Origin of the sequence: Nocardiopsis sp. NPDC058631, assembly GCF_042716955.1 — a bacterium.
In the GTDB taxonomy this organism is placed as follows: Bacteria; Actinomycetota; Actinomycetes; order Streptosporangiales; family Streptosporangiaceae; genus Nocardiopsis.
The window spans coordinates 1-26,583 of sequence record NZ_JBHXQY010000090.1; the positions used below are offsets into that span (position 1 = coordinate 1).

Below are 26,583 nucleotides of genomic sequence, written 5' to 3' on the forward strand. Positions count from 1 at the left end.
CAGGACGACGGGGAACTCCCGCAGGCTGGTGACCGACAGCGCCGCCACGACCTCCAACTCCTCGTCCGGGACGGCCAGGCGCAGGTCGGGGAAGCGCTCGAAGAGCATCGGCAGGATGATCCCGGCCTCCATCCGCGACAGGGGCGCGCCGGGGCAGATGTGCGGGCCGTACCCGAAGGAGATGTGGCGGCCCTTCGTGCGGCTCGGGTCGAAGACCGACGGGTGCGGCTCCTCCCCGAACTCCTCCCGGTCCCGGGTCGCGGCACCGTAGTGCGTCATCAGCGCCTCGCCCTTGCGGATGGTCCGGCCGCCGATCTCCACGTCCTCGGTGGCGAAGCGGAACATCATGACGTTGTTGGGCGGGTCGTAGCGCAGGGTCTCCTCCACGACCGCGTCCCAGGAGACCTCGCCGCGTCTGAGCAGGTCGAGCTGCCCGGGGTGGGCGAGCAGGGCGCGCACCACGTTGTTGAGCAGGTTGACCGTGGTCTCGTGGCCGGCCGCCACCACCGTCAGCAGGGTGATCGCGATCTCCACGTCGCTGAGGGGTTCCTCGTCCCCTCCCGCCCGGAGCAGGTCGGTGGTGAAGTCGTCGTGCTCGTCGACGGTCGCCCTCTTTCGGGCCGTCATCTCCGCGAAGAACTGGAACAGGGTCGCGTAGATCTGGAGGTGCTCCCCCTCCTCGGTGGTGCCGGAGAAGAGCTTGGCGTACATCTCACCCAGGTTCGTGTACTCCTCCTCCGCCACCCCGTACAGTTCGCCGATCACGGCCATGGGCACCTTGAAGGTGAACTCCGACCTCAGGTCCAGCCGCTCGCCCGACCTCTCCTCCAGCGCGTCCAGGGCCTTGGCGGTCAGGGCCTCGATGCGCGGTCGCAGCCTCTCGACACGGCGCGCCGAGAAGGGGCTGGCGATGAGCCGCCGCATCCGGCGGTGCGGCGCACCGTCCAGGGCGAGCATGTTGGAGTTGTCGGTGGGGATGGTCCCCATCAGCGGCCACTCCGCGGTGACCACCCCGTTCTGGAAGTCGGCCCAGTGGTCGACGCTCTTGACGAACCGGGGGTCGTTGAGGGTGGCGCGGCTGACCTCGTGGTGGGTGGTCGCCCAGGCTCGGACCCCGCCGGGGAGCTCCACCCGGGTGAGCGGGCCCTCCTGGTAGAGGCGCTCGCGGTCGGCCTGGACGTCCTCGGGCACGGCGTGGACGAGGACCGCTCCGTCAGGGGTGTGCTGAACAGGGCAGGGCATCAGATGGCTCCTTGTGGGGGTGCTGGAGTGAAGGAGACCGGGAGGGCGGCGACCCCCCGGACCCAGGGCGACGGACGCCACCGGACCTCGTCGGCGGGTACCGCCAGCTCGATGTCGGGCAGACGGTCGAGCAGGACCTCGACGGCCGTGATGGCCATGATCTCGGCCGTCCCCCGCGCGGCGTGGGGACAGCCGTGTTCTCCGTGGGAGAAGGACAGGTGGGCGTGGTTGGTCCCCGAGCCGTGCGCGTACGGGCCGGAGCGCACGCGCGGGTCCTTGTTGGCCGCGGCGTACCCGAGCAGCAGCAGGTCGCCCCTGTGGATGAGCTGTCCGCCCAGTTCGACGTCGTGGACGGCGAAGCGGCCCGCGTTCATCTGGGACGGGGAGTCCTCCCACAGGACCTCGGTCAGGGCTTCCTGGACACTGCTCCGGGCCCCGGACAGGGAGGCGGAGAACCGGTCGTCGGTGAGCAACAGGCGCAGCGTGTTGCCGATCCACTCGGCGGTGGTCTGGTGGGCTCCGCCCAGGACCGCCACGAGTTCGGCGACCAGGTCCTCCTCCGTGTAGGCGGCGGGGTGGGCGATCATGCGGGAGACCACGTCCGGGCCGGGGCTGGACCTGCGCTCGGCGATCAGCCGGGTGAGCTCGCCGGCGATCTCGGCGTGGGCCCTCTGGGAGTCGGGGCCCGCGTCGAAGACGGTGCCCATGAGGGAGGCGATCCTCGCGCCCCGGTCGTCGTCCATGCCGTACATCCAGCACAGGAGCTGGGAGGGCAGGCGCTGGGCGTACTGGTCCCTCAGGTCCGCCGACGAGGAGGCGCAGAAGCCGTCGACGAGCCGGTCGGCGATCCGGGTGGCGACCATTCGGAGCTCGTGCGGGTCGGCGCCGTCGAGGGCGTCGTTGACCGCCCTGACCCGCCGCCGGTGGTCGTCCCCCTCCGCCGAGAGCAGGTTGGGCAGCGGGGCGAGCACGGGCAGCAGGGGCCAGTTCTCCGGCACCCTGTCCCAGGCGTTCCAGCGCCGCGGGCTGCGGGCGAACACCCCGTGCTCGCTCAGCACGTGGTGGAGCTCGTGGTACCCGATGACCAGCCACGCGGGGACGTCCCCGTCCATGAGTACGGGAACGACGGGCCCGTGCTCGTCGCGCATCTGCTGGTAGAAGCCCTCGGGGTCGGTGTTGAAGCGGGGATCGTACAGGCGGACGGGGTCGCTCACCGGGAACCTCACGTGCTGGGGGGCGGACACGCCTCTCGTGTGCGGCTGCGGAGCCGGGGCACACGCCGTGGCGGCATGGACGGGACGCTCCCAGCCCCCTTCCGGCGGTCACGGGAGGGGCCCGAAGCGGGGACGGAACGGGGGCTGCGGGCGGAGGCGAGGCGGGGGCCGCGCTCCCGCGCCGGGTCGTCGGCGGACGAGGGCGCCGGGTGTCGGTCACCCCCTCCCCCGGAGGGGGGCCGACACCCGGCGCGGCTCAGGGCCGCAGGAGAACGGGCAGTTCCTTGAGGCTGTTGACGATGATGGACGGGTGGTTGGCGAGCTCCGCGTCGGGCACCGCCAGCTCCAGGTCCGGGAAGCGCTCGAACAGCATCGGCAGCGCGATCCGGCCCTCCATGCGGGCCAGGGCGGCGCCGGGGCACACATGCGGCCCGTAGCCGAACGAGATGTGGCGGCCCTGCGCGCGGGTCAGGTCGAAGGTGTCGGGGCCGGGGTCCTCCCCGTGCTCGGCGCGGTCACGGCTGATCGCACCGTAGGAGACCACCAGGGCCTCGCCCTTCGCGATGGTCGCGTCCCCGACCCCGACGTCCTCGGTGGCGAAGCGGAAGATCATGTTGGAGGTGGGCGGGTCGAATCGCAGCGTCTCCTCGACCACCGCGTCCCAGCTGACCTTGCCCTCCTTGACCAGGGCGAACTGGTCGGGGTGGGCGAGCAGGGCGCGCACCGCGCCGCAGAGCAGGTTGACGGTGGTCTCGTGCCCGGCGGCCACGGTGACCTGGAGGGTGCCGCGCACCTCCAGGTCGGTGAGGGCGTCACCGTTCTCGCCCGCGTTGAGGAGCTCGGTGGTGAGGTCCTCGCCCGGCTCGGCTCGCTTGGCGGCGATCATGTCGTCGTAGTACCGCTCCAGGGCGGTGTAGACCTCCATGAACTCCTCGGGGCCGGTGACCGAGGAGAAGAACTTCACGTACATGTCCCGCAGGTAGCCGAACTCTCCCCGGTCCACCCCGTACAGCTCGCCGATCACGTTCATCGGCAGCTGGAAGGCGAACTCCGCCTTCAGGTCGAGGGGCCGGTCGGCCCCGGGCTCCATGGCGTCGAGCAGTTGCGAGGTGAGTTCGTGGATGCGGGGCCTCAGCCGTTCCACGGTGCGCGCGGAGAAGGCCTTGGCGGTGAGCAGGCGCAGCCGGCGGTGCTCGGCTCCGTCGGTGCCCAGCAGGTTGGTGGGGGTGGGCGGAATCGTGCTCAGCAGCGGCCAGCCCTCGGGGATCCGCCCGCTCTGGTAGTCGTCCCAGTGGGCGACGTCCTTGACCAGGCGGCTGTCGGTGAGCAGCGCGCGGGCGGCCTCGTGGTGGGTGACCGCCCAGGCGGTCACGCCCCCCGGGAACTCCACCCGGGTGAGCGGGCCGGCGGCGTGGAGGGTCTCGCGCTCGGCGCGCAGGTCGAGGACGTAGGGGTCGAGGACGACGGTTTTGTCGGAGCCGTGTTGAACGGGGCAGGGCATCAGGTGTCTCCCAGGGGTAGGGCCGGTGAGAAGGTGACCGGCAAAGAGGCGACGCCGCGCACCCAGGGGGACGGGCGCCAGCGGAGGTCCTCGGCGGGGATCGCCAGTTCGATGTCGGGCAGCCGGTCCATCAGGACCTCGACGCCGGTCACGGCGATGACCTCGGCGATCTCCTGGGCCGGGTAGGGGCAGCTGTGCTCTCCGTGGGAGAAGGACAGGTGGGCGTGGTTGCCGGGGTGGGCCGCCGCGCCCGTCCCCTGGTGGACGCGCTGGTCGTGGTTGGCTCCGGCGAGCCCGAGCAGCACCATGTCGCCGCGGCGGATGATCCGGCCGCCCAGTTCCACGTCGTGGGCCGCGTAGCGGGCCGCGTGGACCTGGGTCGGGGTGTCCTCCCACAGGACCGCGTTGAGGGCCTCGCGCGCGCTTCGGCGGGCGCCCGCGATGGAGGCGGCGAACCCGTCGTCGGTCAGCATCAGGCGCAGCGCGTTGCCCAGCCACTCGCCGGTCGTCTCGTTGCCCGCGCCCAGGACCACGATCAGTTCGGGGACGAGTTCCTCGTCGGTGTATCCGGCGGGGTGCGCGATCAGGCGGGAGACCGCGTCGTGGCCGGGGTTCGCCCGCTGTTCGGCGACGACCTCGGCCATCGAGGCCATGAGGGCGCGCTGGGCGTCCATCGCGTCGGGCCCGCCGTCGATCATGGTGGTCAGGAGGGAGGCGAGGCTGTCACCGCGTTCGCCCTCCAGTCCGTACAGCCAGCTCAGCACCAGGGCGGGGAGCCGGGCGGTGTAGGCGGACCGCAGGTCCACACCGGGCAGCGTGCAGAACTCGTCGACGAGCCGGTCGGCCAGGCTCATGGTGACCGTGCGCAGCTCGTGGGGGTCCGTCCCGGCGAGGGAATCGCTGATCGCCCCCGCGCGTCGCCGGTGTTCGGCGCCCTCGGAGTACAGCACGCTGGGGATCTGTATCACCAGGGGGGACAGCGGCCAGTCCTCGGGCACCCTGTCCCAGGCGTTCCACCTTCGGGAGCTGCGCGCGAACACGTGGGGGTCGTTCATGACCTGGTGGAGCTCGCGGTAGCCGATGACCAGCCAGGCGGGGAGGTCGCCCTCCATGAGCACGGGCACGACGGGGCCGTGCTCGGCCCGCATCTCCCGGTACAGATCGGCCGGGTCGGTCTGGAATCGGGGGCCGTACAGGCGGACCGGGCAGCCGCTCATCGGGAACCCTCCATGACCAGGGAGCGCACGTGCCGCACCAGTGCGATCAGGACCTGTTTGGCAGAGCCGCGCTCTCGTGCGTCGCAGCGCACGAGTGGGACGGCGGGGTCGAGGTCCAGGGCCGCGCGCACCTCGTCGATGTCGTGGGAGGACTCCCCGAAGTCGTTGTGGGCGACGACGAAGGGGGTTCCCTGCGCCTCCAGCCGGTCGATGGCGTACCAGGAGTCCTCCAGGCGGCGGGTGTCCACGAGGACGACCGCGCCGAGCGACCCGGCGAAGAGCCGGTCCCACAGGAACCAGAAGCGTTCCTGGCCGGGGGCCCCGAACACGTACAGGACCGAGGTGGCGTCCAGGGTGATGCGGCCGAAGTCGAAGGCGACGGTGGTGGCGCGCTTGCCCTCGACGCCCGCGAGGTCGTCGACCGCGGTCCCCGCCCGTGTCATGGTCTCCTCGGTGTCGAGCGGCCGGATCTCGCTGACCGAGCGCACCAGGGTGGTCTTGCCGACGCCGAAGCCGCCGACGACCGTGATCTTGAGGGCCTGCTCCGTGGTCGCGGGCAGCGGTGCGGCGGCGCCCGGCATGCGGGGCTTAGAGGTTGTGGAGTGCAACGAGGACCTTCTCCAGGACGTCCGGTGAGGTGAGGGGGCGGGCCGGGGAGGGCGCGGGCCGGGGGTGGCGGGCGGTGATGCTGCCGGTGTCGAGCAGGTCGGTGAGCAGGATGCGCACGACCGCCACGGGCAGGCGCAGGTGCGCCGACACCTCCACCACCGCCGTGGGGTTCCGGCACAGCCGCAGGATCTCGGCGTGCTCGGACTGCATGCCGGGCACGGCCGCGCTCTCGGCGACGACGAGGGTCACCGCGTCCAGTGACTCGTCGGCTCCACCGCTCCGACCGGAGGTGATGACGTAGAGGCGGTCGGGCCCCTCCTGGCGGTGGGTGCCGCTCATGCCGGTCCGGGGACCGCGCGGGGCGGGGTGGAAAGGTGTTCGCCCATCTGTTCGACGAGCTCGTTCATGTTGTGTCCGACCAGGCCGGGCTCGGCGTCGGCCGACGTGATGACGGCCAGGTGGGCTCCGTGCCCCGCCTCGACGATGAACAGCAGCCCGCCGTAGAACTCGGCCATGGCCTGGCGGACGCCGCCGGCGCCGTCGCCGAACTCCACCGACGCGCTGTGCGCCAGGCTCTGCACCCCGGCGGCGATCGCCGCGAGGTGGTCGGCGCTGTCGGTGCGCAGGCCCGCGCTGTGACACAACTTGAGGCCGTCACGGGACAGGACGAGTGCGTGGCGGGTGCCGGGGGTGCGTTCGAGGAGGCCTTCGAGCAGCCAGGTCAACGTGTCGAGGTCCATCATGCGTCCTTCGGTGATCCGGTCGGGTCCTGGCCGCGCACAGCGGAGCGGAACGCGCCGAACCCCTGGGCCGCGGTGGCAGAACGTGTCGTGCGGGGCGCGGGACCGGTGCTCTGGGCCGCCGCGAGCGTCTGCCCGCGACGGCGCTGGGGCAGACCGGTGTCCGGGCCGTCCGCTGTGGTCGGTGCGGTGGTCGAAAGGGGGCCGGTCCCCGTGTCCGGGCCCGTTCCGGCGCGGGGCGGGGCGGTGGACGCCGTGGCGGGGGCGGCCTCCGGCGCCGGGTGCGGCGGGGCCTCGGGGAGGGGTTTGACGAGCTTGCGGGGGAGCAGCAGGACGACCGCGGTGCCGCCCCGGGACGAGGAGCGGAAGGAGACCGACAGACCGTAACGGTGGGCGATCTGGCCGACGACCGACAGTCCCAGCCGGGTACCGGAGAGGGTGGCGAGGTCGAGGGGGTTCTCGACGGCGCGGCGGGCCCTGCGCAGTGCCTCCTCCCCCATGATCAGTCCGCCGTCCTCGACCATGACGGCGATCCCGGCCTGCACCTCCTCCACGTGGACGTGGACCTCGGCGGTGGGCGGGGAGAACCTGGCGGCGTTGTCGAGGATCTCGGCGAGGGCGTGGATGACGCCCTCGGCGGCGAACCCGGCGACGGCCTGGGTGGACACGTTGTGCACGCGCACGCGCCGGTAGGCGCCGATCCGTCCCATCGCCCCGCGCACGACGCTCTCCAGTGCGATGGCGCGGCCCCAGCGGCGACCGGAGCGGGCCCCGGCCAGGACGGCGATGCTGTCGGCGATGCGCCCGGCCTGGGCGGTGCTGTGGTCCAGGTGCATGAGGTCGCCGAGGACGCCCTCGTCCGACCCGGCGCCGCCGCCGTGGCGCTCCTGCATCTGGCGCAGGTCGGCGAGCATCGTGGTGGTCAGCGCCTGGACCCGCCCGGCCGCGGTGGCGCAGGCGACCATGGCGGCGGACCTGCGGCGCTCGGCGGCGGCGATCTCGGTGGCCACCGCGTCCAGCGCGGCCCGGGCGCCGGGGTCGGCGACCCGGGGCAGCCGGTGCAGGGCGGTCTCGGCGGAGTCCCCGGCGCGGAGCCGCTCGGCCAGCCGGGGGAGGTGTTCGTCGGCCAGGGCCGCGGTGTCGGCCCGCAGGGCGGCAAGCTCGGCGCCGAGCTCGCGGACGCGGCGGTCACGGCGTTCGAGGAGGAGGGCGAGCACCAGGAGCAGCAGGAGGGGGACGGCGGAGACCGCCACGACCGGGACCTCCCTGGTGTCGGGGACGGCCCACAGGGTCCAGGCCCAGAAGGGCAGGGCGGCCAGCGGGAGGAGGAGCCGGCGCGGGGCGCGTGTCCTCGACGGCGCGTCTCCTCGGAGGAGGGGGGTCTTCCAGGAAGTCATCGGGCTCCACGTCCAGCGGCGTCTTCACTCCGGGCAGCGCGCGAGGGCACACGGAAAGATCGTTTCCCGCGGGCTGGACTCCACCGAAAAGAAGGACGTAATTGTCTCAACCAGCGCTTTTCATCGCACAGCGAGCCAACATACCATCCGCCGCAGGAAACGACCACGCCACACCAATGAACCAGGAAATGGGGACAGTGCACACGAACCCGCATCCCGCTGCACAGAGGACTTCCAGGGCGTGATAAGGGATTTCAGGCGCCCCGCAAAGACGACCCTTCACCATTGTCCGGACAATGCGGACTTGCATATCGCGAACTGCGGTAACGGGATACCGAGGCGCCTCGTGTGACAGATGTGGCAGATGTGACTGGCGGATCCACGGGGCAGCACAGAACCCCGGACCTGTCGGCATCAAACAGACACATAGTGCGTCGCAGGGTCGTTTCCCCCGAAGAACGAGCCGACGTCACCCTCGTATGCGAGGGTGACGGGCCAAGCTGGTTCTCGCCCTGCCGACACCGACCCGTCACACCCGCCCACCGCCGCAGAGGGCCTCGACGCGGTCGCCCGCGCCTTGGCCCGCCTCACGGGGGGGCACCTCCCCGTACGCAACGGAGGGGGAAGGCCATGGCCCAGGCCCGGGAGGACGGCGAACACGCGGCGCGGCGCAGAACCAACCGCCAGAGCGCCACGGACGTGTGGCGGATGGTGGTGTCCCACCCGCGCCTGACACAGAGGGGCCCGACGGCGCGGCCCCTCATCGACATACCCGCCAAGGATGACGCGGACCGGGTGGAGGGCGAGCGCCGCGCCCTCGACACCAGTGTCCGGACTTTCCGGTCGACGGCGTCCTCCCACCGCCCCTACGGTTCCCTGTCAGAGGACGGGGCGAACCGCCCGCGCGACCGGGCCGGCGGACTGACCGCCGCTCCGTCCGCCCCGACCCCGCCCCGCTTCCCTGGCTACGCCCGGGCCGGCCCCGAACGCGCCTGGTGCCGCGCCTACGGGCGCGGCACCGGACAGGACGGGCGTTACCGACCCTCTTGGAGACAAGCAAGCAGGTTGAACGCCGAGCTAGGGCGTGTTCCGTGGATGCTTTCGGTTGATTCGGCGCTTGCGCCGATCGCCGCGAGCGGCCTCCAGGCAATCTCTCGCAAGACGAGTAGCGCAGGTCAGCCCGGGTCTGGCTGTCCAAGCGTGGTCGGCGCAGCGAGAGGCAGCCTGGCGGTTGCGAGCCCGGAATGATCCGCGGAACACGGCCTAGACCTCTCCCATGCGGGGTGCCGGGCTGAAGCGCACCGGCAGGGAGACCACTCCCCGCATCCACGGGGAGTGCCTCCAGCGCACCTCGTCGGGGGCCACCGCCAGCTCGATGTCGGGCAGGCGGTCCATGAGCACCTCCACACCGACCGCGGTGATGATCTCGGCGATCTCCTGGGCCGGGTAGGGGCAGCCGTGCTCGCCGCGCGAGAAGGACAGGTGGGCGTGGTTGCCCCCGTGCGAGGCGGCGGCCCCCTGGTGGACCTGGCGGTCGTGGTTGGCCCCGGCCAGGCCGAGCATGACCATGTCGCCGCGGCGCAGGAGCTTGCCGCCCAGTTCCACGTCCTGGGTGGGAAAGCGCGCGGGCTGCACCTGGCAGGGGGTGTCCTCCCACAGGACCTCGTTAAGTGCCTCGCGCACGCTGCTGCGGGCGCCGAACACCGAGGCGGCGAAGCGGTCGTCGGTGAGCACCAGGCGCAGGGAGTTGCCCAGCCACTCGCCCACGTTCTGGGTGGCCGCGGCCAGGACGACGAGCAGGTCCTCCACGATCTCCTGGGGCGTGTAGCCGGCCGGGTGGGCGAACATCCGCGAGGGCACGTCGTGGCCGGGCCGGTCGGCGCGGGAGGCCGCCAGCTCGCTCAGGAGGGCGAAGGTCTCGCCCTGGGCCTTCGCGGAGTCCTCGTCGCCGTCGACCAAGGCGGTGATCAGGGAGGAGAGACGCTCTCCCTCGGCGTCGTCCAGGCCGAAGGTCCAGCCCACGACCAGCCCGGCCAGGCGGCTGGTGTAGACCTGGCGCAGGTCGGCCCCGGTGGAGGTGCAGAAGCCGTCGACGAGGCGGTCGGCTATGCGGGTGGTGACCGTGCGCAGTTCGTGGCGGTCCACGCCCTCCAGCGCCGCGCTGATCGCGCGGGCACGCCTGCGGTGCTCCTCGCCGTCGGAGTACAGGATGCTGGGGATCTGGTTGATGATCGGGGTCATGGGCCAACCCTCGGGCACCCGGTCCCAGGCGTTCCAGTGTCGGGTGCTGCGGGCGAACACGTCGGAGTTGGTGGCCACCTGGTGGACTTCGCGGTAGCCGATGACCAGCCACGCGGGGACGTTCCCCGCCAGCAGGACCGGCACGACGGGGCCGTGGGTCTCGCGCATCTCGCGGTACAGGCCGGCCGGGTCGGTCTGGAAGCGGTCGCCGTAGAGGGGGACGGGGTTGGTGTTGATCACCGGGGGCCTCCCGTGAGCAGGGTACGCACGTGCTCGACCAGGGTGATGAGCACGCCTTTGGCGGAGCCGCGGTCACGGGCGTCGCAGCGCACCAGGGGCACCGCCGGGTCCAGGTCCAGGGCAGAGCGGATCTCGCCGAGGTCGTGCTCGGTCTCACCGAAGTCGTTGTGGGCGACGACGAAGGGCGTGCCCTGGGCCTCCAGTCGGTCGATGGCGTACCAGGAGTCCTCCAGGCGCCGGGTGTCGACCAGCACGACCGCGCCCAGGGAGCCGGAGAAGAGCCGGTCCCACAGGAACCAGAAGCGTTCCTGGCCGGGAGCGCCGAACACGTACAGGACCGAGGTGGCGTCCAGGGTGATGCGGCCGAAGTCGAAGGCGACGGTGGTGGTGCGCTTGTCCTCGACGCCCTCCAGGTCGTCCACACCGGCCCCGGCGCGGGTCATCGTCTCCTCCGTGTCGAGGGGGCGGATCTCGCTGACGGAGCGCACCAGGGTGGTCTTGCCGACGCCGAATCCTCCGACGACGGCGATCTTCAGCGCCTGCTCCGCGGTGTCGGGCAGGGGCGCGTCGGACGCCGAGGGCGCCGACGTCTGCGAATCAGAGGTTGTGGAGTGCAACGAGCACCTTCTCCAACACGTCCGGGGAGGCGAGGGGGCGGGCCGGCGACGGGACCGGCCGGGGGTGGCGTGCGGTGACGCGTCCGGTGTCGAGCAGGTCGGTGAGCAGGATGCGCACGACCGCCACGGGCAGGCGCAGGTGCGCGGCGATCTCGACCACCGCCATCGGGCTGCGGCACAGGCGCAGGATCCTGGCGTGCTCGGACTGCAGGCCCGGTACCGGCTCGTCCTCGGCGACGATGAGGGTCACCGCGTCGAGGGAGCCGTCGGCTCCGCCGCTGCGCCCGGAGGTGATGACGTAGAGGCGGTCGGGCCCTTCGTAGCGGTAGGTATCGCTCATGGCGCTCCGGTCGGGGTGCGGGGCGGCGCGGACAGGTACTCACCCATCTGCTCGACGAGCTCGTTCATGTTGTGTCCGACCACTCCGGGCTCGGTCTCCTCGGAGGTGATCACCGCGAGGTGGGCTCCGTGCCCGGCCTCGACGATGAACAGCAGCCCGCCGTAGAACTCGGCCATGGCCTGGCGGACGCCGCCGGCGCCGTCGCCGAACTCCACCGAGGCGCTGTGCGCGAGGCTCTGCACCCCGGCGGCGATGGCGGCCAGGTGGTCGGCGCTGTCGGCCTTGAGGCCTGAGCTGTGACACAACTTGAGGCCGTCGCGGGAGAGCACCAGGGCGTGGCGGCCCCCGGGCGTGCGCTCCAGAAGTCCTTCGATCAGCCAGGTCAGCCTGTCCAGGTCCATCATGTGTCCTTCGCTGGTTCTTCACCCGCGGCCTGACCGCGCACCGCACTGCGGAAGTCGCCGAACCCCTTGGACGGGGCCGTGCGCTCACCGGTGCGGGGGGTGGCCTCACGGGTACTCTGCGTCGCGGCCAGGGTCTGTCCGCGGCGTCGCTGGGGCAGCCCGTCGGTGGAGCGGGAGGCCTTACGGGGGACGGGGTCGGGCCCGGGTGCGGTGGCCGGCACGGCCGCGGCCGGGGTACGGGCGTGGCGCGCCCTCACCGCGGGGACGACCGGTTCGGGCATCGGCTTGACGAGCTTCTGCGGCAGCAGCAGCACGACCGCCGTCCCTCCCCGGGAGGAGGAGCGGAAGGACACCGTCAGGCCGTAGCGGCGGGCGAGCTGGCCGACCACGGACAGGCCCAGGCGGGTGCCCGACATCGCCGCCAGCTCCAGGCCGCTGTCCACCGCCTGGTGGGCCCGGCTCAGGGCGTCCTCGCCCATGACCAGCCCGCCGTCCTCGACCATGAGGGCCAGGCCCGCCTGGACCTGCTCGACGTGGACGTGGACCTCGGCGGTGGGCGGGGAGAACTTGGCGGCGTTGTCCAGCAGCTCGGCCAGGGCGTGGATGACGCCCTCTGCCGCGAAGCCGGCCACGGCCTGGTCCGGGACGTTGTGCACCCTCACCCGCCGGTAGGCGCCGATGCGCCCCATGGCGCCGCGCACGACGCTCTCCAACGGGATGGCGCGGCCCCAGCGGCGGCCCGAGCGGGCGCCGGTGAGGATCGCGATGCTGTCGGCCACGCGTCCGGCCTGAGCGGTGGTGTGGTCCAGGTTCATCAGGTCGCCGAGGATCTCGCCGTCGGCGGCTCCGTCGCCGTAGCGGTCCTGCATGCGGCGCAGGTCCGCGAGCATGGTGGTGGTGAGCGCCTGCACCCGGCCGGCGGCGGTGGCGCAGGCGACCATGGCCGCCGAGCGGCGCCGCTCGGAGGAGGCGACCTCGGTGGCGACGGCGTGCAGCACGTCCTGGACGGCGGTGGCCTCGGGCATGTCCAGTCGTTGCAGGGCGGTGCCAGCGGAGTCGCCGGCGCGGAGCATGCGGGCGAGCTCGGGCAGGTGTTCCCGGGACAGGGCCGCGGTGTCGTGGCGCACACGGTCCAGGCGGGCACGCAGGCGGCGCAGCTCGCGCTCGCGCAGGTCGAGCAGCAGCGCGAGGGTGACCAGCAGGACCATCACCGCGGCCGCGGCGGTCACGGCGGGCGCCGTGGCGGCGTCCGGGACCTCCAGCAGCGCCCAGATCCAGGCGGGGAGGGCCAGCAGGGGAAGGTAGAGCCAACGGGGCGCTGCGGCCCACGCGGCCACGGCGCGGCGGGGGCTGGGGGTGTCAGTCATCGGGCTCCACGTCGGGTCGCGCGGGGACGTCGGAGGACGGGCGCGGCAAGGGAGGTCGGCTCACGGGGGTACATCAACGGGACGTTGGTCCCTAAGGGCACTTTTCTCACTTGAGGCGCCAACTTACCACCAAGGCCTCGAATGACCAGACCTTACGCACCAGTAGTGTCACTGTTCGAGAGATCACCGTTCCCGACGGGCTCACGTTCAACGGGATTTCCGGCCTTTGCCACGCACACGGGTCTTCTGCTCGCGGGCCCGCCGCCCCCACCACGGCGGCGTCCCCGCGCACGGCCCCCGCCGCCCCTCGGCCACGGCGCCGCACCCCTCCGAGGGGGTTCGACCTCAGGTCAGTGGGGAATCTTGACGTGGACCGCCGCGTTACACCCCGCGAGACCGTACAAGCGCCTGGAGGCAACCACACGATGGCCGAGCGAGCACTTCGCGGCACCCGGCTCGGGGCGACGAGCTACGAGAACGACCGCAACACCGACCTGGCTCCGCGGCAGGAAGTCACCTACGACTGCACCCGCGGCCACCGCTTCTCGGTCACCTTCGCGACCGAGGCCGAGATCCCCGTCGAATGGGAGTGCCGCTTCTGCGGCGACCGCGCCCTTCGGCGGGACGGCAACGGCGAAGAGCCCAAGAGCGCCAAGCCGGTACGCACCCACTGGGACATGCTGCTGGAGCGCCGGAGCATGGAGGACCTGGAAGAGGTCCTCGCCGAGCGCCTGGCACTGCTGCGCGCACGCCGCCGCGAGGAGGCGGCCAAGGTCGAAGAGCTCGCCAAGCAGCGGCAGGGCGTCTGACCGACAGCGACACACGGGGGCGGTGGACTTCAAGTCCACCGCCCCCGTCACGTGTGCCGGACCCCGCGGGAAAACGGCCGAAAACAGCACCGGAAGCGGAGAACGCGAAAGTTTTTCACCTTCTCGGTGCGCGCCGGGTCCCCCGCGGGCGGCGCCCTTTCGCGCCCCGCCCGCTTCGGCCCCGGAGGAGGACCTAGCCCTCGCGGTTGAAGGGGTCCTGCGTGTGGCCGACCAGATCCTTCACCGATTCGAGCACCCGCGTGGGACGGTAGGGGAACTGCTCGGCGGTCTCGCGGCCGGAGATGCCCGTCAGCACCAGGACGGTCTGGAGGCCCGCCTCCAGACCGCTGAGCACGTCGGTGTCCATCCGGTCGCCGACCATCAGCGTGTTCTCCGAGTGGGCGCCGATCCGGCGCAGCGCCGACCGCATCATCAGCGGGTTGGGCTTGCCCACGAAGTAGGGGCGCCGCCCCGTCGCCTTCTCGATGAGCGCGGCGACCGCGCCCGTGGCGGGCAGCGGCCCCTCGGCGCTCGGGCCCGTCTCGTCGGGGTTGGTGGCTATGAACCGGGCCCCGCCGCGGACCAGGCGGATCGCGCGGGTGATGGCCTCGAAGCTGTAGGTGCGGGTCTCGCCCAGGACCACGTAGTCGGGATCGCGCTCGGTCATGACATAGCCGACGTTGTGCAGGGCGGTCGTCAGGCCGGACTCGCCGACGACGTAGGCGGAGCCGTTGGGGCGCTGGGTCTGGAGGAACTGCGCCGTGGCCAGCGCCGACGTCCAGATGGACTCCTCCGGGATGTCCAGGCCCGTGTTGAGCAAACGCGCGCGCAGGTCACGCGGGGTGTACATGGAGTTGTTGGTCAACACCATGAACGGGGTCCCGTGTTCGCGCAGCTCCGCGATCAGCGTGTCCGCGCCGGTGATCAGGTGTTCCTCGCGTACGAGGACACCGTCCATGTCGAAAAGGTAGTTCCACTCGTTGCTCACGTGCCCCATTGTGCCCCCCGTGGTGCGCAGTGCACCATTCCTACCCCCCGGTAGTTGACACGCCTCACAGTGGGACGCCCACGGCGGGACCCTCCGCGAGCCGGTACCGGAGCCGTGCCCGGAGCCGCGCGCCCCCGGGCACGGCTCAGACCGGGGGCCAGGGGACCGCCGGCCAGTCCGGGGCCGGGTAGGGGTGGATGCCGTGGTGGACGAGCAGCTCGACCCGGCTGCGCACCGCGTAGGCCTCCGGTCCGGTCAGGTGGCGGTCCAGGACCCGGGCGAGGGCGCTGTCGGCGTCCTGGAGCTGTTCGGCCACCGCGGCCAGCCGCTCCAGGACGTCCTCGGCCAGGGGTTGTCCCTGCCACTGCCACAGCACCGTGCGCAGCTTGTAGTCCTCGGCGAGGCTCACCCCGTGGTCGCAGCCGTACAGGTGCCCCCCGGGGGTGGGCAGCAGGTGGCCGATCTTGCGGTCGGAGTTGTTGATGACCGCGTCGAACACCGCCATGCGGCGCAGGGCGGTGTTGCCGGTCTCACGCGAGAGGGCGACCAGGTCCACCGTCGTGTCGCCGTGCACCCACAGCTGCACCATGCCCTCGCCGAAGGGACCGTCGCGGTGGACCGTGGGCGGAACGACCTCCCAGCCCAGGGCCTCGGAGACGGCGTAGGCGCAGATCTCGCGGCCGGCCAGGGTGCCGTCGGGGAAGTCCCACAGGGGCCGCTCCCCCGCCACCGGCTTGTACACGCACGCGGCGGAGTGCGCGCCGTCGGAGACCTCGCAGTACAGGGTGGCGTTGGAGGCCGCGGTCAGCCGCCCCTTCACGGTGATCTCCCCGTGGAGGAGGAGTTCGAGCCCGAGGGAGGGGCTGAGGCCGTCGAAGGCGTCGGCGGTGTCCCTCATGTCGTCCCTTCCGGGGGTCGGGATCGGGTGTGCGGGGACCGCCGGTGGTGTCGTCATCGGCGACGTCAGACGAGGCGGTCCGGGCGGTAGCCGTTCTGGCGGGCACAGATGTGGCCGTTGGGGTCGAGCGGGCGCCCGCACAGCGGGCAGTCCGGGCGGCCGGCGGCGACGACCTTCATCGCGCGCCCCGCGAAAGCGCGGGCCTCCCCGGGAGTGAGGTAGACGCGCAGGACGTCGCGGTGCGCGGGGGCCTCCTCGGCGAAGACCTCCAGTTCCTCCTCGTCGTCCTCGACCAGGTCCTCGGCGGCGGTCTCGTCGACCTCCTGCGCCTCGATGATGACGCGGGCGGCCTCGGCGTCCCAGGCCAGGGCGAGGGTGCCCACCCGGAAGTCCTGCTCGATGGGCTGTTCGAGGGGTCCGTCGTCCTCGGGCGAGGCGACGTCGTCCGGCGGGGAGCCGAAGCGCCGGTGTACCTCTTCCAGTAGTTCCTCGATGCGGGTCGCGAGCGCCTCGACCTGCGCCTTCTCCAGCGCGACGCTGGTGATGCGCCCCTCTCCCACCGCTTGGAGGAAGAAGGTGCGGTCTCCCGGCTGGCCCACGGTTCCGGCGACGAACCGCTCCGGCGGATTGAACTGAAAGACGGGCATGGAAAGAACCTTAAGGGATACCGGCGGCTCTGCGCCAAACGCTCCGGACGCGCTGGTGAACCACGGTGGCGGCCGGAGGGGAGGCGCGGACGGGACCGGAGCGCACGGGATCCGGCAGCGCGTGTTCCGCACCGCACACCTTGACCTCGATATCGGTGGGGGTCGTGGACCGGCTCCCACCGGACGGACCCCTCGCCCCGAACGGAGCGGGCCCTTCGCGGACGCGGGCCGTGCGGCCCGCGTCCGCGGCCGGATCGCGTCCGGACCGGTCCCGCGCCTCCTCAGGCCGTACCGGGGGCGGGTCCCCGCGCCCCGGCGCCACCGCCCACGGCCGCCTCGCCCCCGGCCTCGGCCGCGGTGGGCAGACCGGTTGCCAGGCCCTCCCCCGTGTCGTTGAGCTTGTTGAGGAAGGGGCGGGTGCGCGCGTAGGTGATGGAGGTGACCGAGCAGGGGTCCACGCGCAGGCGCTGGAAGAGGTCCAGGTGCATGCCGAGGGCGTCGGCGACGATCGCCTTGATGATGTCGCCGTGGCTGCACACCACGTACGCGGGCGGGTCCTGGGGCACGGAGGGTGCGGGTGGGGCCTCGCGGCCGGCGGCCTCGTCCGGCGCGGGGTGCGCGGGGGGTGGCGCGGACGGCAGCAGCAGGCGGGTGTTCCAGTCGCGGACGGCCTCGACCGCGCGGGCGGAGGCGGCGGAGAGCGACTCGCCGCCGGGGAAGCGGGCGGCGCTGGGGTGGTCCTGCACGACCCGCCAGAGGGGTTCGCCGGAGAGTTCGACGAGACCCCGACCGGTCCAGGAGCCGTAGTCGCACTCGATGAAGCGCTCGTCGGTCGTGACGGGGACGCCGAGCCGTTCGGCGACGGCCTCCGCCGTCTCCTGGCAGCGTTCGAGCGGGCTGGAGAGCAGCACGGCGGGGCGGAGCCCGGCGAGCCGGGCCGCCAGGTCGGCCGCCTGGGCGCGGCCGGTGTCGTTGAGGTGGAGTCCCCCGGCCCGCCCTGCCAGACGGGGTCCCGTGGCGTCGGTCATCCCGTGCCGGACGAGGATGAGCGTGACCGCCTCGGGCGCGGGCGGGGTGTCGTGGGGTGCTGGTGCTGCGGGTGTCGCCATGCGCACCAGGGTAGGCCCGTGCGGGGCCGCGGGGCCGGAGATCGGGGGGCGCGCCCGCCGCACGGGCGCGGCACGTCCCCCGAACCCCTTGGTCAGCCGACCCCGGCGCCGCCCTGCGGGGAGAGCACGCCGAAGTAGACCAGGGCGAGGAGGACGATGCCCAGGATGACCCGGTAGACCACGAACGGCATGAAGCTGTGCGTGGAGATGAACCTCATCAGCCAGGCGATGACCACGTAGCCGATCACGAACGCGACCAGGGTGCCGACGATCGTGGCGCCCCATCCCGCGTACTCGTTGCCGCCGATGTCCAGCATCTTGTAGAGGCCGGACGCGAACACGGCGGGCATCGCGATCAGGAACGCGAACTCCGCCGCCGCGGGCCGGGTGAAGCCCAGCAGCCGTCCGCCGGTGATGGTCGCCCCGGACCGGGAGACGCCCGGGACGAGGGCCAGGCACTGGAAGAGCCCGAAGAGCAGGCCGCGGCCGAAGGTCAGGTCCTCCAGCTCGTTCTGGCGGCGGGCGTAGTGGTCGACGGCACCGAGGATGACGCCGAAGACGATGAGGGAGAGGGCGATCAGCCGCAGGTCGCGGAACACACCGTCGATCTGATCCTCCAGGAGGAGGCCCAGCACCCCGATGGGGATGCTGGCGATGATGACGTACCAACCCATGCGGGCGTTGATGTCACCGCGCAGATCGCGGTCGACCAGGGACCGGCACCAGGTGGTGATGATGGCCCAGATGCGTCGGCGGAAATAGACGACCACCGCCAGTTCGGTGCCGATCTGGCTGACAGCGGTGAAGGCCGCACCCGGGTCGGGCCAGTTGAAGAAGGCCGCGAACACACGCAGGTGGGCGCTGGAGGACACAGGCAGGAACTCGGTGAGCCCTTGGATGAGGCCGAGAACGACCGCCTCGAAGATAGACACGCGGTTTCGGACTTTCTTGCCAGTCCGGCGTCAGGGGCGCCGGAGCACTGCTGGGGAACGGCCCGGCCGGAACGCGCGTGCGCGGAGAGGGCGGGCGGTGCCGCCCGAGGGACGGAAGGGTTCGGTCCCCACCGTGTTCGAGCCGCGGTCGTGGCGAACGTCCCCGGTCCGGGTTGCGATGAGACTACGCCGCACGGGTGTACTCGGGGCCGACTCCGGATGAACACGGTACTCTCCGCCGCATGGAACAGCGACAGGTGGGCCGATCAGGGCTCTGGGTGTCCCGTACCGCCCTGGGGACGATGACCTGGGGCAAGGACACCTCCGAGGAGGAGGCCGGGCAGCAGCTCACCGCGTTCGTCGACGCGGGCGGCACGCTCGTGGACACCGCCGACATCTACACGGGCGGCCAGAGCGAGCGCGTCCTGGGGCGGCTGCTGCGCGCGTCCGTGCGCCGGGACGACGTGGTGGTGGCCACCAAGAGCGGCCACACCCCCGAGGGGTACCGTCCGGTGGACGCCTCCAGGCGGCACCTGCTGGCCGCCCTGGACGCCTCGCTGCGGCGCCTGCAGACCGACTACGTCGACCTGTGGCAGCTCCACGTGTTCGACCCGGCCACCCCTCCGGAGGAGTCCCTGGCCGCGATGGAGACCGCGGTGGCGGCGGGCAAGGCCCGCTACGTGGGCGCGGGGAACCTGGAGGCCTGGCAGTTCGCCGCCCTGGCCACCTGGCAGAGGGCGCAGCCGGGGCGTGTTCCCCTGGTGAGCGTGGGCACCGAGTACTCCCTGCTCAACCGGGGCGCCGACCGGGGTCTGCGGCCCGCGGCCGCGGCTGCGGGCGCCCACGTGATCGCGTGGTCCCCGCTGGGGCGGGGGGTGCTCAGCGCCAAGTACCGCAACGGGACGCCGCCGGACTCGCGGGCGGCGTTCCCGCACATGGCGCCGTACGTGGAGCCGTACATGGACGACCGCAGCCGCCGCGTCGTGGAGTCGGTGTGCACGGCGGCCGAGGGGTTGGGCGTGCCGCCGCTGGCGGTCGCGCTGAGCTGGGCGCGCGACCAGGAGGGCGTGGCCGCGGCGGTCGTCGGACCGCGCACCCTCTCCCAATTGGAGGAGGTCCTGGGGGTGGAGGGTGTGGAGCTGCCCCCCAAGATCCGCGACGCCCTCGACGACGCCACGGCGCGCTCCGAGCGCTGATCCCCGCCGCGGGTCCCCCGGTGCCGGTCCCCGCCCGGCCAGGCCTCCCGGTCAGCCGCCGTTCGCGGGCGGGATCGGGAAGTTCTTGTCGAACAGGTTCTCCGGGTCGTACTGCGCCTTGAGCTCGCGCAGCCTGCCGAGGGCGGGTTCGGGGAAGGCCTGCGCGAGGACCCGGGGCCCGGTCCTGGTGTCGAAGCTGAGGTACATCCCCTCCAGGTGCTCCTCCAGGGCCGCCCAGTGCTCGTCCATGCGCCGCGCCCGCGACCCCGACGACATGGCGGCCAGGCAGAAGTTCTGGGAGCGGTGGGCGTAGGCGGTGGCGTCGGAGGGGACGTCGTTGACCGCTCCCCCGACCTGGCGGAGCTGCATGAAGTGGACGTCGCCGGAGGCGAGCATCTCCCCCGCGCCCTTGGCCAGTTCGGGGGTGATGTGCCCCAGCAGCCCCGACCGCGACTCGGGCAGCCCGTGTCCCTGGTGCGGTGCGTCGTCGTGGGGCAGGATCGCCGGGTAGGGCGCGACCTGGGCGCGCTGGTCCAGTACCGGCCCCGCACCGAGGAAGGGTTCGAGGGCCCGCACCGCCAGGTCGGTGTCGTCCCCGGCGTAGACCACCATCGCCTGCGCGACGGGCCCGCCGCCCCCGCGTCCGGGGCCGGTGGTGAGGAACGCGGTGACCTCGCGGGGCGCGGCCTCGGCGATCTCGCCCCACGCCTGCAGGAACCCGGCCGTGTCGCTCGCGTCGTAGGCGAACTGCCCCAGGACGACGTCGCCGACCGGGGCCGCCGTGGCCTCGACCGCGGTGAGCACCCCGAAGTTGGCTCCCGCGCCGCGCATCGCCCAGAACAGGTCGGGGTGGTGGTCGGCGTCGGCGCGTACGAGGGCGCCGTCGGCGGTGACGACCTCGACGGCGGTGACGTTGTCGATGGTCAGGCCGTGGGCGCGGGCCAGGTAGCCGAGTCCGCCGGTGGTGGCCAGGCCGCCGACCCCGACGCCCCCGTGGTCGCCCGAGCTGAGGGCGAGGCCGTGGGGGGCCAGGGCTGCGGCGACGGCTCCCCAGCGGGCTCCGGCGCCGAGGCGCACCCGGCCGGCGTCGGCGTCCAGGACGCGGACCTCGTTCATCCGGGTGAGGTCGACGACGACGCCCCCGTCCCCGGTGGAGCGGCCGCTGATGCCGTGGCCCCCGCTGCGGACGTGCAGGGCGGTGTCCTGGGCCCGCGCGTAGGCGAGGGCCGCGCCCACCCCCTCGGCGTCGTCCGGCCGCAGGACCAGACCGGGGCGGCCGCGTTGCATGTAGCCGTGGCGGACCCCGGCGTAGCCCTTGTCACCGGGCTCGACGGCGTGGGCGCGAAGGGTGTCGGGAACGGCGTCGTAGTCGATGCCGGGGCGGCGCGCGGCCAGGACGGCGACGGGTCGCACCGGCCCCGTGGGGGTGCCCGCGCCGGCGCGTTCGGCGGCGACGGCCTCCCGCAGGGCGGGGGCGACCTCGGCTCCGAGGGTCTGGACGGTGCGGGGGTCGTCGGAGGCGGCGACGAACGTGGAGAAGCCGTGTTCGAGGACGAGTGGCAGGAGCTCCTCGACCCACTGCTCGGGCGGGCCCTGGAGGAAGCCGCGGTTGGTGGGCAGGAAGGCGTTCTGGCCCAGGTTGAGCATCCGGCGGATCTGGCGGGGGTCGCGTCCGGCGGCCCGGGCGGCCTCGTCGATGGCCCGGTTGGACGCGGCCATGTCCTCGGGGTCGAGGTAGCCGAGACTGGGCAGCCAGCCGTCGGCCTTGGTGCCGACCAGTCGGAGCATGCGGGGTTTGTAGGCGCCGAGGTGGATGCCGATGTCGTGGGCGGGGGCCGGCCCGCGCTTCATACCCCGGACGGTGTGGTGGGCGCCGTCGAGGCGGACGCCGCCGCGGGCGTCGGTGTCCCAGACGGCCCGGATGATGTCGATGCCCTCGCTGAGCGCGTCGACGGACTGGCGCGGGGTGAGGCGTTCCACGCCCATCGCCTCGATGCCGTCCCAGAACGCGCCGGCGCCGAGGCCGAGCTCGAACCGGCCGTGGGAGAGCAGGTCGAGGCTGGCCGCGGACCGGGCCAGCATCGCGGGCCCGCGCAGGGGCAGGTTGAGGACGTTGCCGGACACCTTGATCCGTGTGGTGCGGGCGGCGACCCAGGTGAGCAGGGTCCAGGTGTCCAGGAACCCGGGGTTGTAGGGGTGGTCCTGGTAGGTGACCAGGTCCAGGCCCGCCTGCTCGGCGAGTTCGGCCAGCGTCGCGGACCGGTCGGGGTCCTGCGCCGCGGGCGTGACGAACGCGCCGAACTCCAGCGGGTGTCCGTAGTCGGGCATGGGGGCTTCTCCTCGGGGGCCAAAACTAGTTTGTTCAGCAAATGATGTTGGCAACAACTTATCTTAGCCACCACGTATTCCTGGTACCCTCGGGGCATGACGACCCCCACTCCGGACAGCGTGGCGGACACGACCCTGGGGTGGTCCCTGGCCGTGCTCCTGCGCCGATGGCACGAGCTGACGGAGTCCTCGCTCACCGACATCCCGCACGGCAGCCGCGGCTACCACGTGCTCACCGCGGCCGTACACGCCGACCCGCCCACCCAGGCGGCCCTGGCCGAGCGCCTGCTCATCGACCGCAGCGTGATGACCTACCTGCTCGACGACCTGGAGTCGGCCGGCCTGGTGCGCCGCCGGGTCGACCCCGGCGACCGCCGGGTGCGGCGGGTGTGCGCCACCGAGCGCGGACGCGAGGTGCTGGCCGGCGCCCGCGACCGGGTGGACCTCGTCGAGGAGCAGGTGCTGGCGGGGATGGACGGGCCCTCCCGCGCCCTGTTCCGCGCGAGCGCCCTGCGGGCGGCGATCGCCATCCAGAGGTCCTCCCCCGCCACCGACCCGTGCGCGGCGGTCCGCGAGGTCACGGGCGGCGGCACCGGAGCCGGGACGGCCTCCGGTGGTCCCAGGGCCCCCGGGGGCGGACGCGCCCGGCGCGGCGCCTGACCCCCGTCCCTCACCCCGACCGCGTCCGTCCGCCGTCCACCGGCAGGTCGGCGCGGGACCGGAACGTCGTCGCGAGTCGATAGGCTCCCAGAGTCCACGAACCGCGTGACGAGGGGAACCACCCGAGGTGTCCGAGGCTGTCGAGCAGGTCAACGCCGTCCTTGACCGGATGGGCGCCCCCGGCGCCCTGGCGCCCCGGCTGCTGGCCGCGCTGGGGCCGGGCGCCGCCGCGGACCTGGACGCCAACCCCTGGCTGCTGCTGCGCCTCGCGCAGGTGACCGTGGAACAGGCCGACTTCTGTGCGCGCAAGCACCTGGGCGGGGCCGCCCGCCCCGACGACCCCCGGCGCCTGGCCGCGTTGACCGCCCACGTGCTGCGGCTGTCCGCGCGCCACGGCAACACGGTCGTGGAGGAGAAGCGGCTCGCCACGGCGGTCGGCAAGCTGGGGGTGGCGGACCCCGCGGCGGCCCTGGCCGCGGCCGAGGCCGACGGCAGCGCCGTGGTGCTGGAGAGCACCGACGAGCCCGAGGACGACTTCGACTTCGAGGAGGGCGTGGTCCCGGAGGTCCCCGAGGACTCCGACCGCTACTACGCGGCGGCGGACGTGGGCCGCGCCGAACAGCGCCTGGGCGAGGAGCTGCTGCGGCTGATCAGCGGCAACGACCCCATCATGGACACGGCGACCGCCGGGGAGACGGTGGAGGCCGCCACCGCACGGGGCGGGTTCGCGATCTCCGACAGCACCCGCGAGGCCGTGGTCACCGCGGCCCTGCGCCCGGTGACGGTCCTGAGCCACGGCCCCGGCGACGCAGGGGAGGTCGCGCGGGCGCTGCTGTGCCTGCACGAGATCGCCACCGAGAGCCGGGTGGGGATCGTGGTGGCGGCGCCCACGGCGCAGGCAGCCGCGGCCCTCGACTCCGAGATCGCGCGGATCCGCGGCACGGACCCCGAACCCGGCCCGGACCCCGCCGCGGCCGGCCCGGCCCCCGCGGCGTCCGCGCCCGCCGAGGGGAGCGAGGGGACGCGGACGGACGGCTCCGCGGACCCCGGCGCCCCGGAGGACGCGGCGGGGGACGCCACGGAGGACGGTGCCACGCGACAGGAGGCGGCGTCCGCGCCCCTGCGGGTCCTCTCCCTGGCCGCCCTGGCGGACGGGGCCCCGTTGACGGCGGGTCTGGTCGTGCTGTGCGAGGCGATGGCGGTGGGCGTGGCCCGCGCCGCCGAACTGGCCGCGGCGTGCCCGGACGGCGCCCACCTGGTGCTCGTCGCCGACCCCGGCCAGGCTCCGTCGGCCGCGCCGGGCCAGGTGGTCCTCGACGTCGCCAACTCGCGAACCGCCCACGTGGCCGCGATCGCGGGCACCGGCGCGCCCGGCCCTGTCGCCGAGCTCGCGTCGGCGGTGGCCGAGGGCGGCGTCCCCGAGGTCGAGGCCCCGGGGCGCGAGGTCGTGCGGGTCCCGGCCTCCTCCGCGGAGGAGGCGGCCCACCGCGTGGTACAGCTCGTGACCGACTCGATTCCGCGTGCCCTGGGCATCGGCTCCGAGGACGTCCAGGTGGTGGCCGCCCGCGAGGACGGGCCGGCGGGCACCCGCTCGCTCAACACCGCGTGCAAGGAGCGGTTGAACCCCGGTCCGGGCGCGCACGGGGGGTTCGACGTCGGCGACCGGGTGGTGCTGGCGGCGCAGGGGGCCGGCTACGGTCCGGGCGACACCGGGTACCTGCGCGAGGTGGGCGGGGGCGCCGTGGTGGAGCTCACCGGAGGCGCCCGCGTGAGGGTCGCCGACCCCGCGGCGCTGCGCCACGGCTGGGCGGTGACGGTGGCCGCCGCGCACGGCGGCCTGTGGCCCGCCGTGGTGACGGTGTTCGCCCCCGAGGTCCCGGTGTCGCGCCCGCAGGTGTACACGGCGCTGACGCGGGCGACACGGCACGTGTCGGTCGTGGACGCCACCGCGGGAGCGCTGGAGACGGGCGTGCGGGACAACGCCGCCCTGGAGCGCACGACCCTTCTGGTGCGGATCCTGCGCGAGGGGTAGGCGCCCGCCCTCCCACGGGGCGGGGACCCGGTCGACCGGTGGCCCCGGGCCGTCCCGCACGGTTGCGCGTGCCCTCAGCGGGCGTACTGGCGGCACTCACCCGTGAAGACGGCCGCGAGTTCGGCCCCGAGCACCGCGTCGGCCCGGTCGGCGGCGCCGGGGGCGGCCCGGTGCACCTGGGTGGCCAGGCCCTCGATGACGGCGCTCAATCGGGCCGCCGCCGCGTCGGTGTCCAGGTCGGGCGCGACCTCCCCGCACTCCACCCCGTTGCCCACGGCGCGGACGAGTTCCGCGTGCATCGCGGCGGCGGCGCGGGCGTCCACCTCGGCCAGGGCGGGGTTGTCCAGCGCCCGGCCGGCGAAGGTCCGGGTGACGCGGTACTCCGCGAGGCGGGGCCCGTCCAGGGGCAGGTGCTCGGCCAGTGCCGCGCGGAGGATCTCGGCGATGGACCGCTCGTGCCGCGCCCCCGTCCTGGCGATGTCCGCGACACGGGCGGCGACGTCGGCGCTGACCCGCTCGAACGCGTGCAGCAGCATGTCGTCCTTGGACGGGAAGTAGTGCTGGACCAGTCCGACGGAGATTCCCGCACGGGCGGCGGTGCGGGCCACGGTGACGGCGCCCAGCCCGCTCTCGGCGATCAGCTCGCACACGGCTCCGGTGATCTGCGCGCGCCTGCGAGCGTGGTCTGCGGTTCTGGGCACCGGACGACCGTACCAGAACGCGGCGATAACCGTATACTCATATTGCCAGCGTGGCACGGCCGCGCGGGGCCGCGCGGGTGCGTTCCCGCACGGCCTCCGCCGAGCACGGGGCCGGGTCAGACCCGGTCGAGGAAACCGCCGTCGACCACCAGGTTCTGGCCGGTGACGTAGGCCGCCGCCGGGCCGGCGAGGAAGACCACCGAGCGGGCGACCTCCTCGGGGCGGCCGAGCCGCCCGTAGGGGATGCGCCGGCGGATGTCCTCGTAGAACTCGGGGTCGTTCTCGCGCCGGCGCTCCCACCCCCCGCCGGGGAACTCGGTCGGGCCGGGCGAGACGGTGTTGACCCGCACCCCGTCCGGCGCCCAGGCGCGGGCCAGCGAGGACGCGTGGTGGTTGAGCGCCGCCTTGACGGCACCGTAGGACCGCGGCCCGGCGGGCACGGTGGTGTGCAGCGCGGAGGTGGTGGAGACCAGCACGACCGATCCGCCCCGTTCGGAGGCCACGAGGTGGGGCCTGGCCGACTCGGTCAGCCGCACGAACGGCATCAGGTCCGCGTCGAAACCCCGCTCCCACTGGTCCGCGGTGGCGGCGCTGCCGCCGGACACGTTGGACACCAGGACGTCCAGTCCTCCGAGCGCCGTCACCGCCTCGTCGACGAAGGACGGCAGGGCGTCGTGGTCCGTGACGTCCAGGTCGCGGGAGAAGACCTTCGCGCCCGTCTCGCACAGCTCCCTGGCCGCCCTGGCGAGCGGCTCGGGGGTGCGCGCGCAGACGGCGAGGTCCGCACCCTCCTCGGCGAACACCTGGGCGATGGCGCGGCCGATCCCCCTGCTCGCCCCGGTGACGATCACCCGTGCCCCTGACAGTCCCAGATCCATACGTCCGTACCCTTCGACGCACTCGCACTTCTCGGGTTTTCGCGGCCGTCCACCAGGGTCACACGAGACACGCCGGGCACACGGATGCACACGCCGCGAGCGGCCCCGCAACGGCACGCGGCCGGGCCCCCTCGGGGTGGCCCGCCGCCCCCACCAACCCCCCCCACGTGCGGCCCCCCCGGGGTCGGGGTCAGGCTCCCGTGGCGGTCTCTTATAAACAAAAACCAGCCCACGAGACACTATTTGATCTCGTATTACCTCTTATGCTTGAAAAAA

The 26,583-nt window shown here is 73.2% G+C and carries 25 protein-coding genes; 4 read left to right on the forward strand and 21 right to left on the reverse strand.

Annotation, left to right across the window (positions count from 1 at the left end):
* From ACFWTE_RS23780 to ACFWTE_RS23840, 13 genes are all read right to left on the reverse strand, one after another.
* On the reverse strand, window positions 1–1,242 hold a 1,242-nt coding region (locus ACFWTE_RS23780; RefSeq protein ID WP_378782081.1), incomplete at its 3' end, for a cytochrome P450.
* Entirely contained in the window at window positions 1,242–2,456 is a 1,215-nt protein-coding gene (locus ACFWTE_RS23785; protein ID WP_378782082.1) for a cytochrome P450, read from the reverse strand. The genes ACFWTE_RS23780 and ACFWTE_RS23785, both read right to left, overlap by 1 nt.
* A 256-nt stretch (window positions 2,457–2,712) precedes the next feature.
* Window positions 2,713–3,957 carry a cytochrome P450 gene (locus ACFWTE_RS23790; RefSeq protein ID WP_378782083.1) on the reverse strand — a complete coding sequence of 415 codons (1,245 nt, stop codon included), beginning with the start codon at window positions 3,955–3,957 and terminating at the stop codon, window positions 2,713–2,715.
* Window positions 3,957–5,174: a cytochrome P450 gene (locus ACFWTE_RS23795; RefSeq protein WP_378782084.1), complete on the reverse strand. Its 1,218-nt coding sequence runs from the start codon at window positions 5,172–5,174 to the stop codon at window positions 3,957–3,959. The genes ACFWTE_RS23790 and ACFWTE_RS23795 overlap by 1 nt, the downstream gene beginning before the upstream one ends.
* Window positions 5,171–5,755 (reverse strand): ATP/GTP-binding protein, encoded by a 585-nt coding sequence (locus ACFWTE_RS23800; protein WP_378782085.1) that lies wholly within the window; start codon window positions 5,753–5,755, stop codon window positions 5,171–5,173. The genes ACFWTE_RS23795 and ACFWTE_RS23800 overlap by 4 nt, the downstream gene beginning before the upstream one ends.
* A 7-nt stretch (window positions 5,756–5,762) precedes the next feature.
* On the reverse strand, window positions 5,763–6,122 hold the full coding sequence (locus ACFWTE_RS23805; protein ID WP_378782087.1) for a DUF742 domain-containing protein: 360 nt from the start codon (window positions 6,120–6,122) through the stop codon (window positions 5,763–5,765).
* Window positions 6,119–6,523, reverse strand: coding sequence for a roadblock/LC7 domain-containing protein (locus ACFWTE_RS23810; protein ID WP_378782105.1), 405 nt, complete (start codon window positions 6,521–6,523; stop codon window positions 6,119–6,121). Before ACFWTE_RS23810 ends, ACFWTE_RS23805 begins: the two co-directional genes overlap by 4 nt.
* The gene (locus tag ACFWTE_RS23815) at window positions 6,523–7,920 is read right to left on the reverse strand and encodes an ATP-binding protein (RefSeq protein WP_378782088.1); all 1,398 of its coding nucleotides are present in this window, start codon (window positions 7,918–7,920) and stop codon (window positions 6,523–6,525) included. The genes ACFWTE_RS23810 and ACFWTE_RS23815 overlap by 1 nt, the downstream gene beginning before the upstream one ends.
* A 1,263-nt stretch (window positions 7,921–9,183) precedes the next feature.
* Window positions 9,184–10,398, reverse strand: coding sequence for a cytochrome P450 (locus ACFWTE_RS23820; RefSeq protein ID WP_378782106.1), 1,215 nt, complete (start codon window positions 10,396–10,398; stop codon window positions 9,184–9,186).
* Window positions 10,398–11,018 (reverse strand): ATP/GTP-binding protein, encoded by a 621-nt coding sequence (locus ACFWTE_RS23825; RefSeq protein WP_378782089.1) that lies wholly within the window; start codon window positions 11,016–11,018, stop codon window positions 10,398–10,400. Before ACFWTE_RS23825 ends, ACFWTE_RS23820 begins: the two co-directional genes overlap by 1 nt.
* Window positions 10,999–11,358, reverse strand: a complete 360-nt coding sequence (locus tag ACFWTE_RS23830) for a DUF742 domain-containing protein (protein ID WP_378782090.1) — start codon at window positions 11,356–11,358, stop codon at window positions 10,999–11,001. Before ACFWTE_RS23830 ends, ACFWTE_RS23825 begins: the two co-directional genes overlap by 20 nt.
* Window positions 11,355–11,759, reverse strand: coding sequence for a roadblock/LC7 domain-containing protein (locus ACFWTE_RS23835; RefSeq protein ID WP_330091108.1), 405 nt, complete (start codon window positions 11,757–11,759; stop codon window positions 11,355–11,357). Before ACFWTE_RS23835 ends, ACFWTE_RS23830 begins: the two co-directional genes overlap by 4 nt.
* On the reverse strand, window positions 11,759–13,129 hold the full coding sequence (locus ACFWTE_RS23840; RefSeq protein WP_378782092.1) for an ATP-binding protein: 1,371 nt from the start codon (window positions 13,127–13,129) through the stop codon (window positions 11,759–11,761). Before ACFWTE_RS23840 ends, ACFWTE_RS23835 begins: the two co-directional genes overlap by 1 nt.
* A gap of 425 nt (window positions 13,130–13,554) precedes the next feature.
* Between ACFWTE_RS23840 and ACFWTE_RS23845 the strand changes: the two genes are divergently transcribed.
* Window positions 13,555–13,938, forward strand: coding sequence for an RNA polymerase-binding protein RbpA (locus ACFWTE_RS23845; RefSeq protein ID WP_378782093.1), 384 nt, complete (start codon window positions 13,555–13,557; stop codon window positions 13,936–13,938).
* Window positions 13,939–14,131: 193 nt separating this feature from the next.
* Here ACFWTE_RS23845 and ACFWTE_RS23850 read toward each other — a convergent pair whose 3' ends face one another.
* The 5 genes from ACFWTE_RS23850 to ACFWTE_RS23870 form a co-directional block, all read right to left on the reverse strand.
* Window positions 14,132–14,935, reverse strand: a complete 804-nt coding sequence (locus ACFWTE_RS23850; RefSeq protein WP_378782094.1) for an HAD-IIA family hydrolase — start codon at window positions 14,933–14,935, stop codon at window positions 14,132–14,134.
* 136 nt (window positions 14,936–15,071) lie between these two features.
* Window positions 15,072–15,824, reverse strand: coding sequence for an SCO1664 family protein (locus ACFWTE_RS23855; protein WP_378782095.1), 753 nt, complete (start codon window positions 15,822–15,824; stop codon window positions 15,072–15,074).
* Window positions 15,825–15,889: 65 nt separating this feature from the next.
* Complete coding sequence (locus ACFWTE_RS23860; RefSeq protein WP_378782096.1) at window positions 15,890–16,471, reverse strand: DUF3090 domain-containing protein; 582 nt, start codon at window positions 16,469–16,471, stop codon at window positions 15,890–15,892.
* A gap of 281 nt (window positions 16,472–16,752) precedes the next feature.
* Window positions 16,753–17,580 carry a histidine phosphatase family protein gene (locus ACFWTE_RS23865; protein ID WP_378782097.1) on the reverse strand — a complete coding sequence of 276 codons (828 nt, stop codon included), beginning with the start codon at window positions 17,578–17,580 and terminating at the stop codon, window positions 16,753–16,755.
* Window positions 17,581–17,672: 92 nt separating this feature from the next.
* The gene (locus ACFWTE_RS23870) at window positions 17,673–18,512 is read right to left on the reverse strand and encodes an undecaprenyl-diphosphate phosphatase (protein WP_378782098.1); all 840 of its coding nucleotides are present in this window, start codon (window positions 18,510–18,512) and stop codon (window positions 17,673–17,675) included.
* A 242-nt stretch (window positions 18,513–18,754) separates the two neighbouring features.
* Here ACFWTE_RS23870 and ACFWTE_RS23875 point away from each other — a divergent pair, with 242 nt between their 5' ends.
* Window positions 18,755–19,708, forward strand: a complete 954-nt coding sequence (locus ACFWTE_RS23875; RefSeq protein ID WP_378782099.1) for an aldo/keto reductase — start codon at window positions 18,755–18,757, stop codon at window positions 19,706–19,708.
* A gap of 51 nt (window positions 19,709–19,759) precedes the next feature.
* Here the strand turns inward: ACFWTE_RS23875 and ACFWTE_RS23880 are convergent, their stop codons facing one another.
* The gene (locus tag ACFWTE_RS23880) at window positions 19,760–22,036 is read right to left on the reverse strand and encodes an LLM class flavin-dependent oxidoreductase (protein ID WP_378782100.1); all 2,277 of its coding nucleotides are present in this window, start codon (window positions 22,034–22,036) and stop codon (window positions 19,760–19,762) included.
* 96 nt (window positions 22,037–22,132) lie between these two features.
* Here ACFWTE_RS23880 and ACFWTE_RS23885 point away from each other — a divergent pair, with 96 nt between their 5' ends.
* Window positions 22,133–22,696, forward strand: a complete 564-nt coding sequence (locus tag ACFWTE_RS23885) for a MarR family winged helix-turn-helix transcriptional regulator (RefSeq protein WP_378782101.1) — start codon at window positions 22,133–22,135, stop codon at window positions 22,694–22,696.
* Between the two features lie 127 nt (window positions 22,697–22,823).
* Window positions 22,824–24,728 (forward strand): helix-hairpin-helix domain-containing protein, encoded by a 1,905-nt coding sequence (locus tag ACFWTE_RS23890; protein WP_378782102.1) that lies wholly within the window; start codon window positions 22,824–22,826, stop codon window positions 24,726–24,728.
* A gap of 74 nt (window positions 24,729–24,802) precedes the next feature.
* Here ACFWTE_RS23890 and ACFWTE_RS23895 read toward each other — a convergent pair whose 3' ends face one another.
* Both ACFWTE_RS23895 and ACFWTE_RS23900 read right to left on the reverse strand, forming a co-directional pair.
* The gene (locus tag ACFWTE_RS23895; RefSeq protein WP_378782103.1) at window positions 24,803–25,429 is read right to left on the reverse strand and encodes a TetR/AcrR family transcriptional regulator; all 627 of its coding nucleotides are present in this window, start codon (window positions 25,427–25,429) and stop codon (window positions 24,803–24,805) included.
* A 116-nt stretch (window positions 25,430–25,545) separates the two neighbouring features.
* A complete protein-coding gene (locus ACFWTE_RS23900) occupies window positions 25,546–26,307 on the reverse strand; it encodes an SDR family NAD(P)-dependent oxidoreductase (RefSeq protein WP_378782104.1) in 762 nt (253 codons plus the stop codon).
* Window positions 26,308–26,583: the final 276 nt, after the last annotated feature.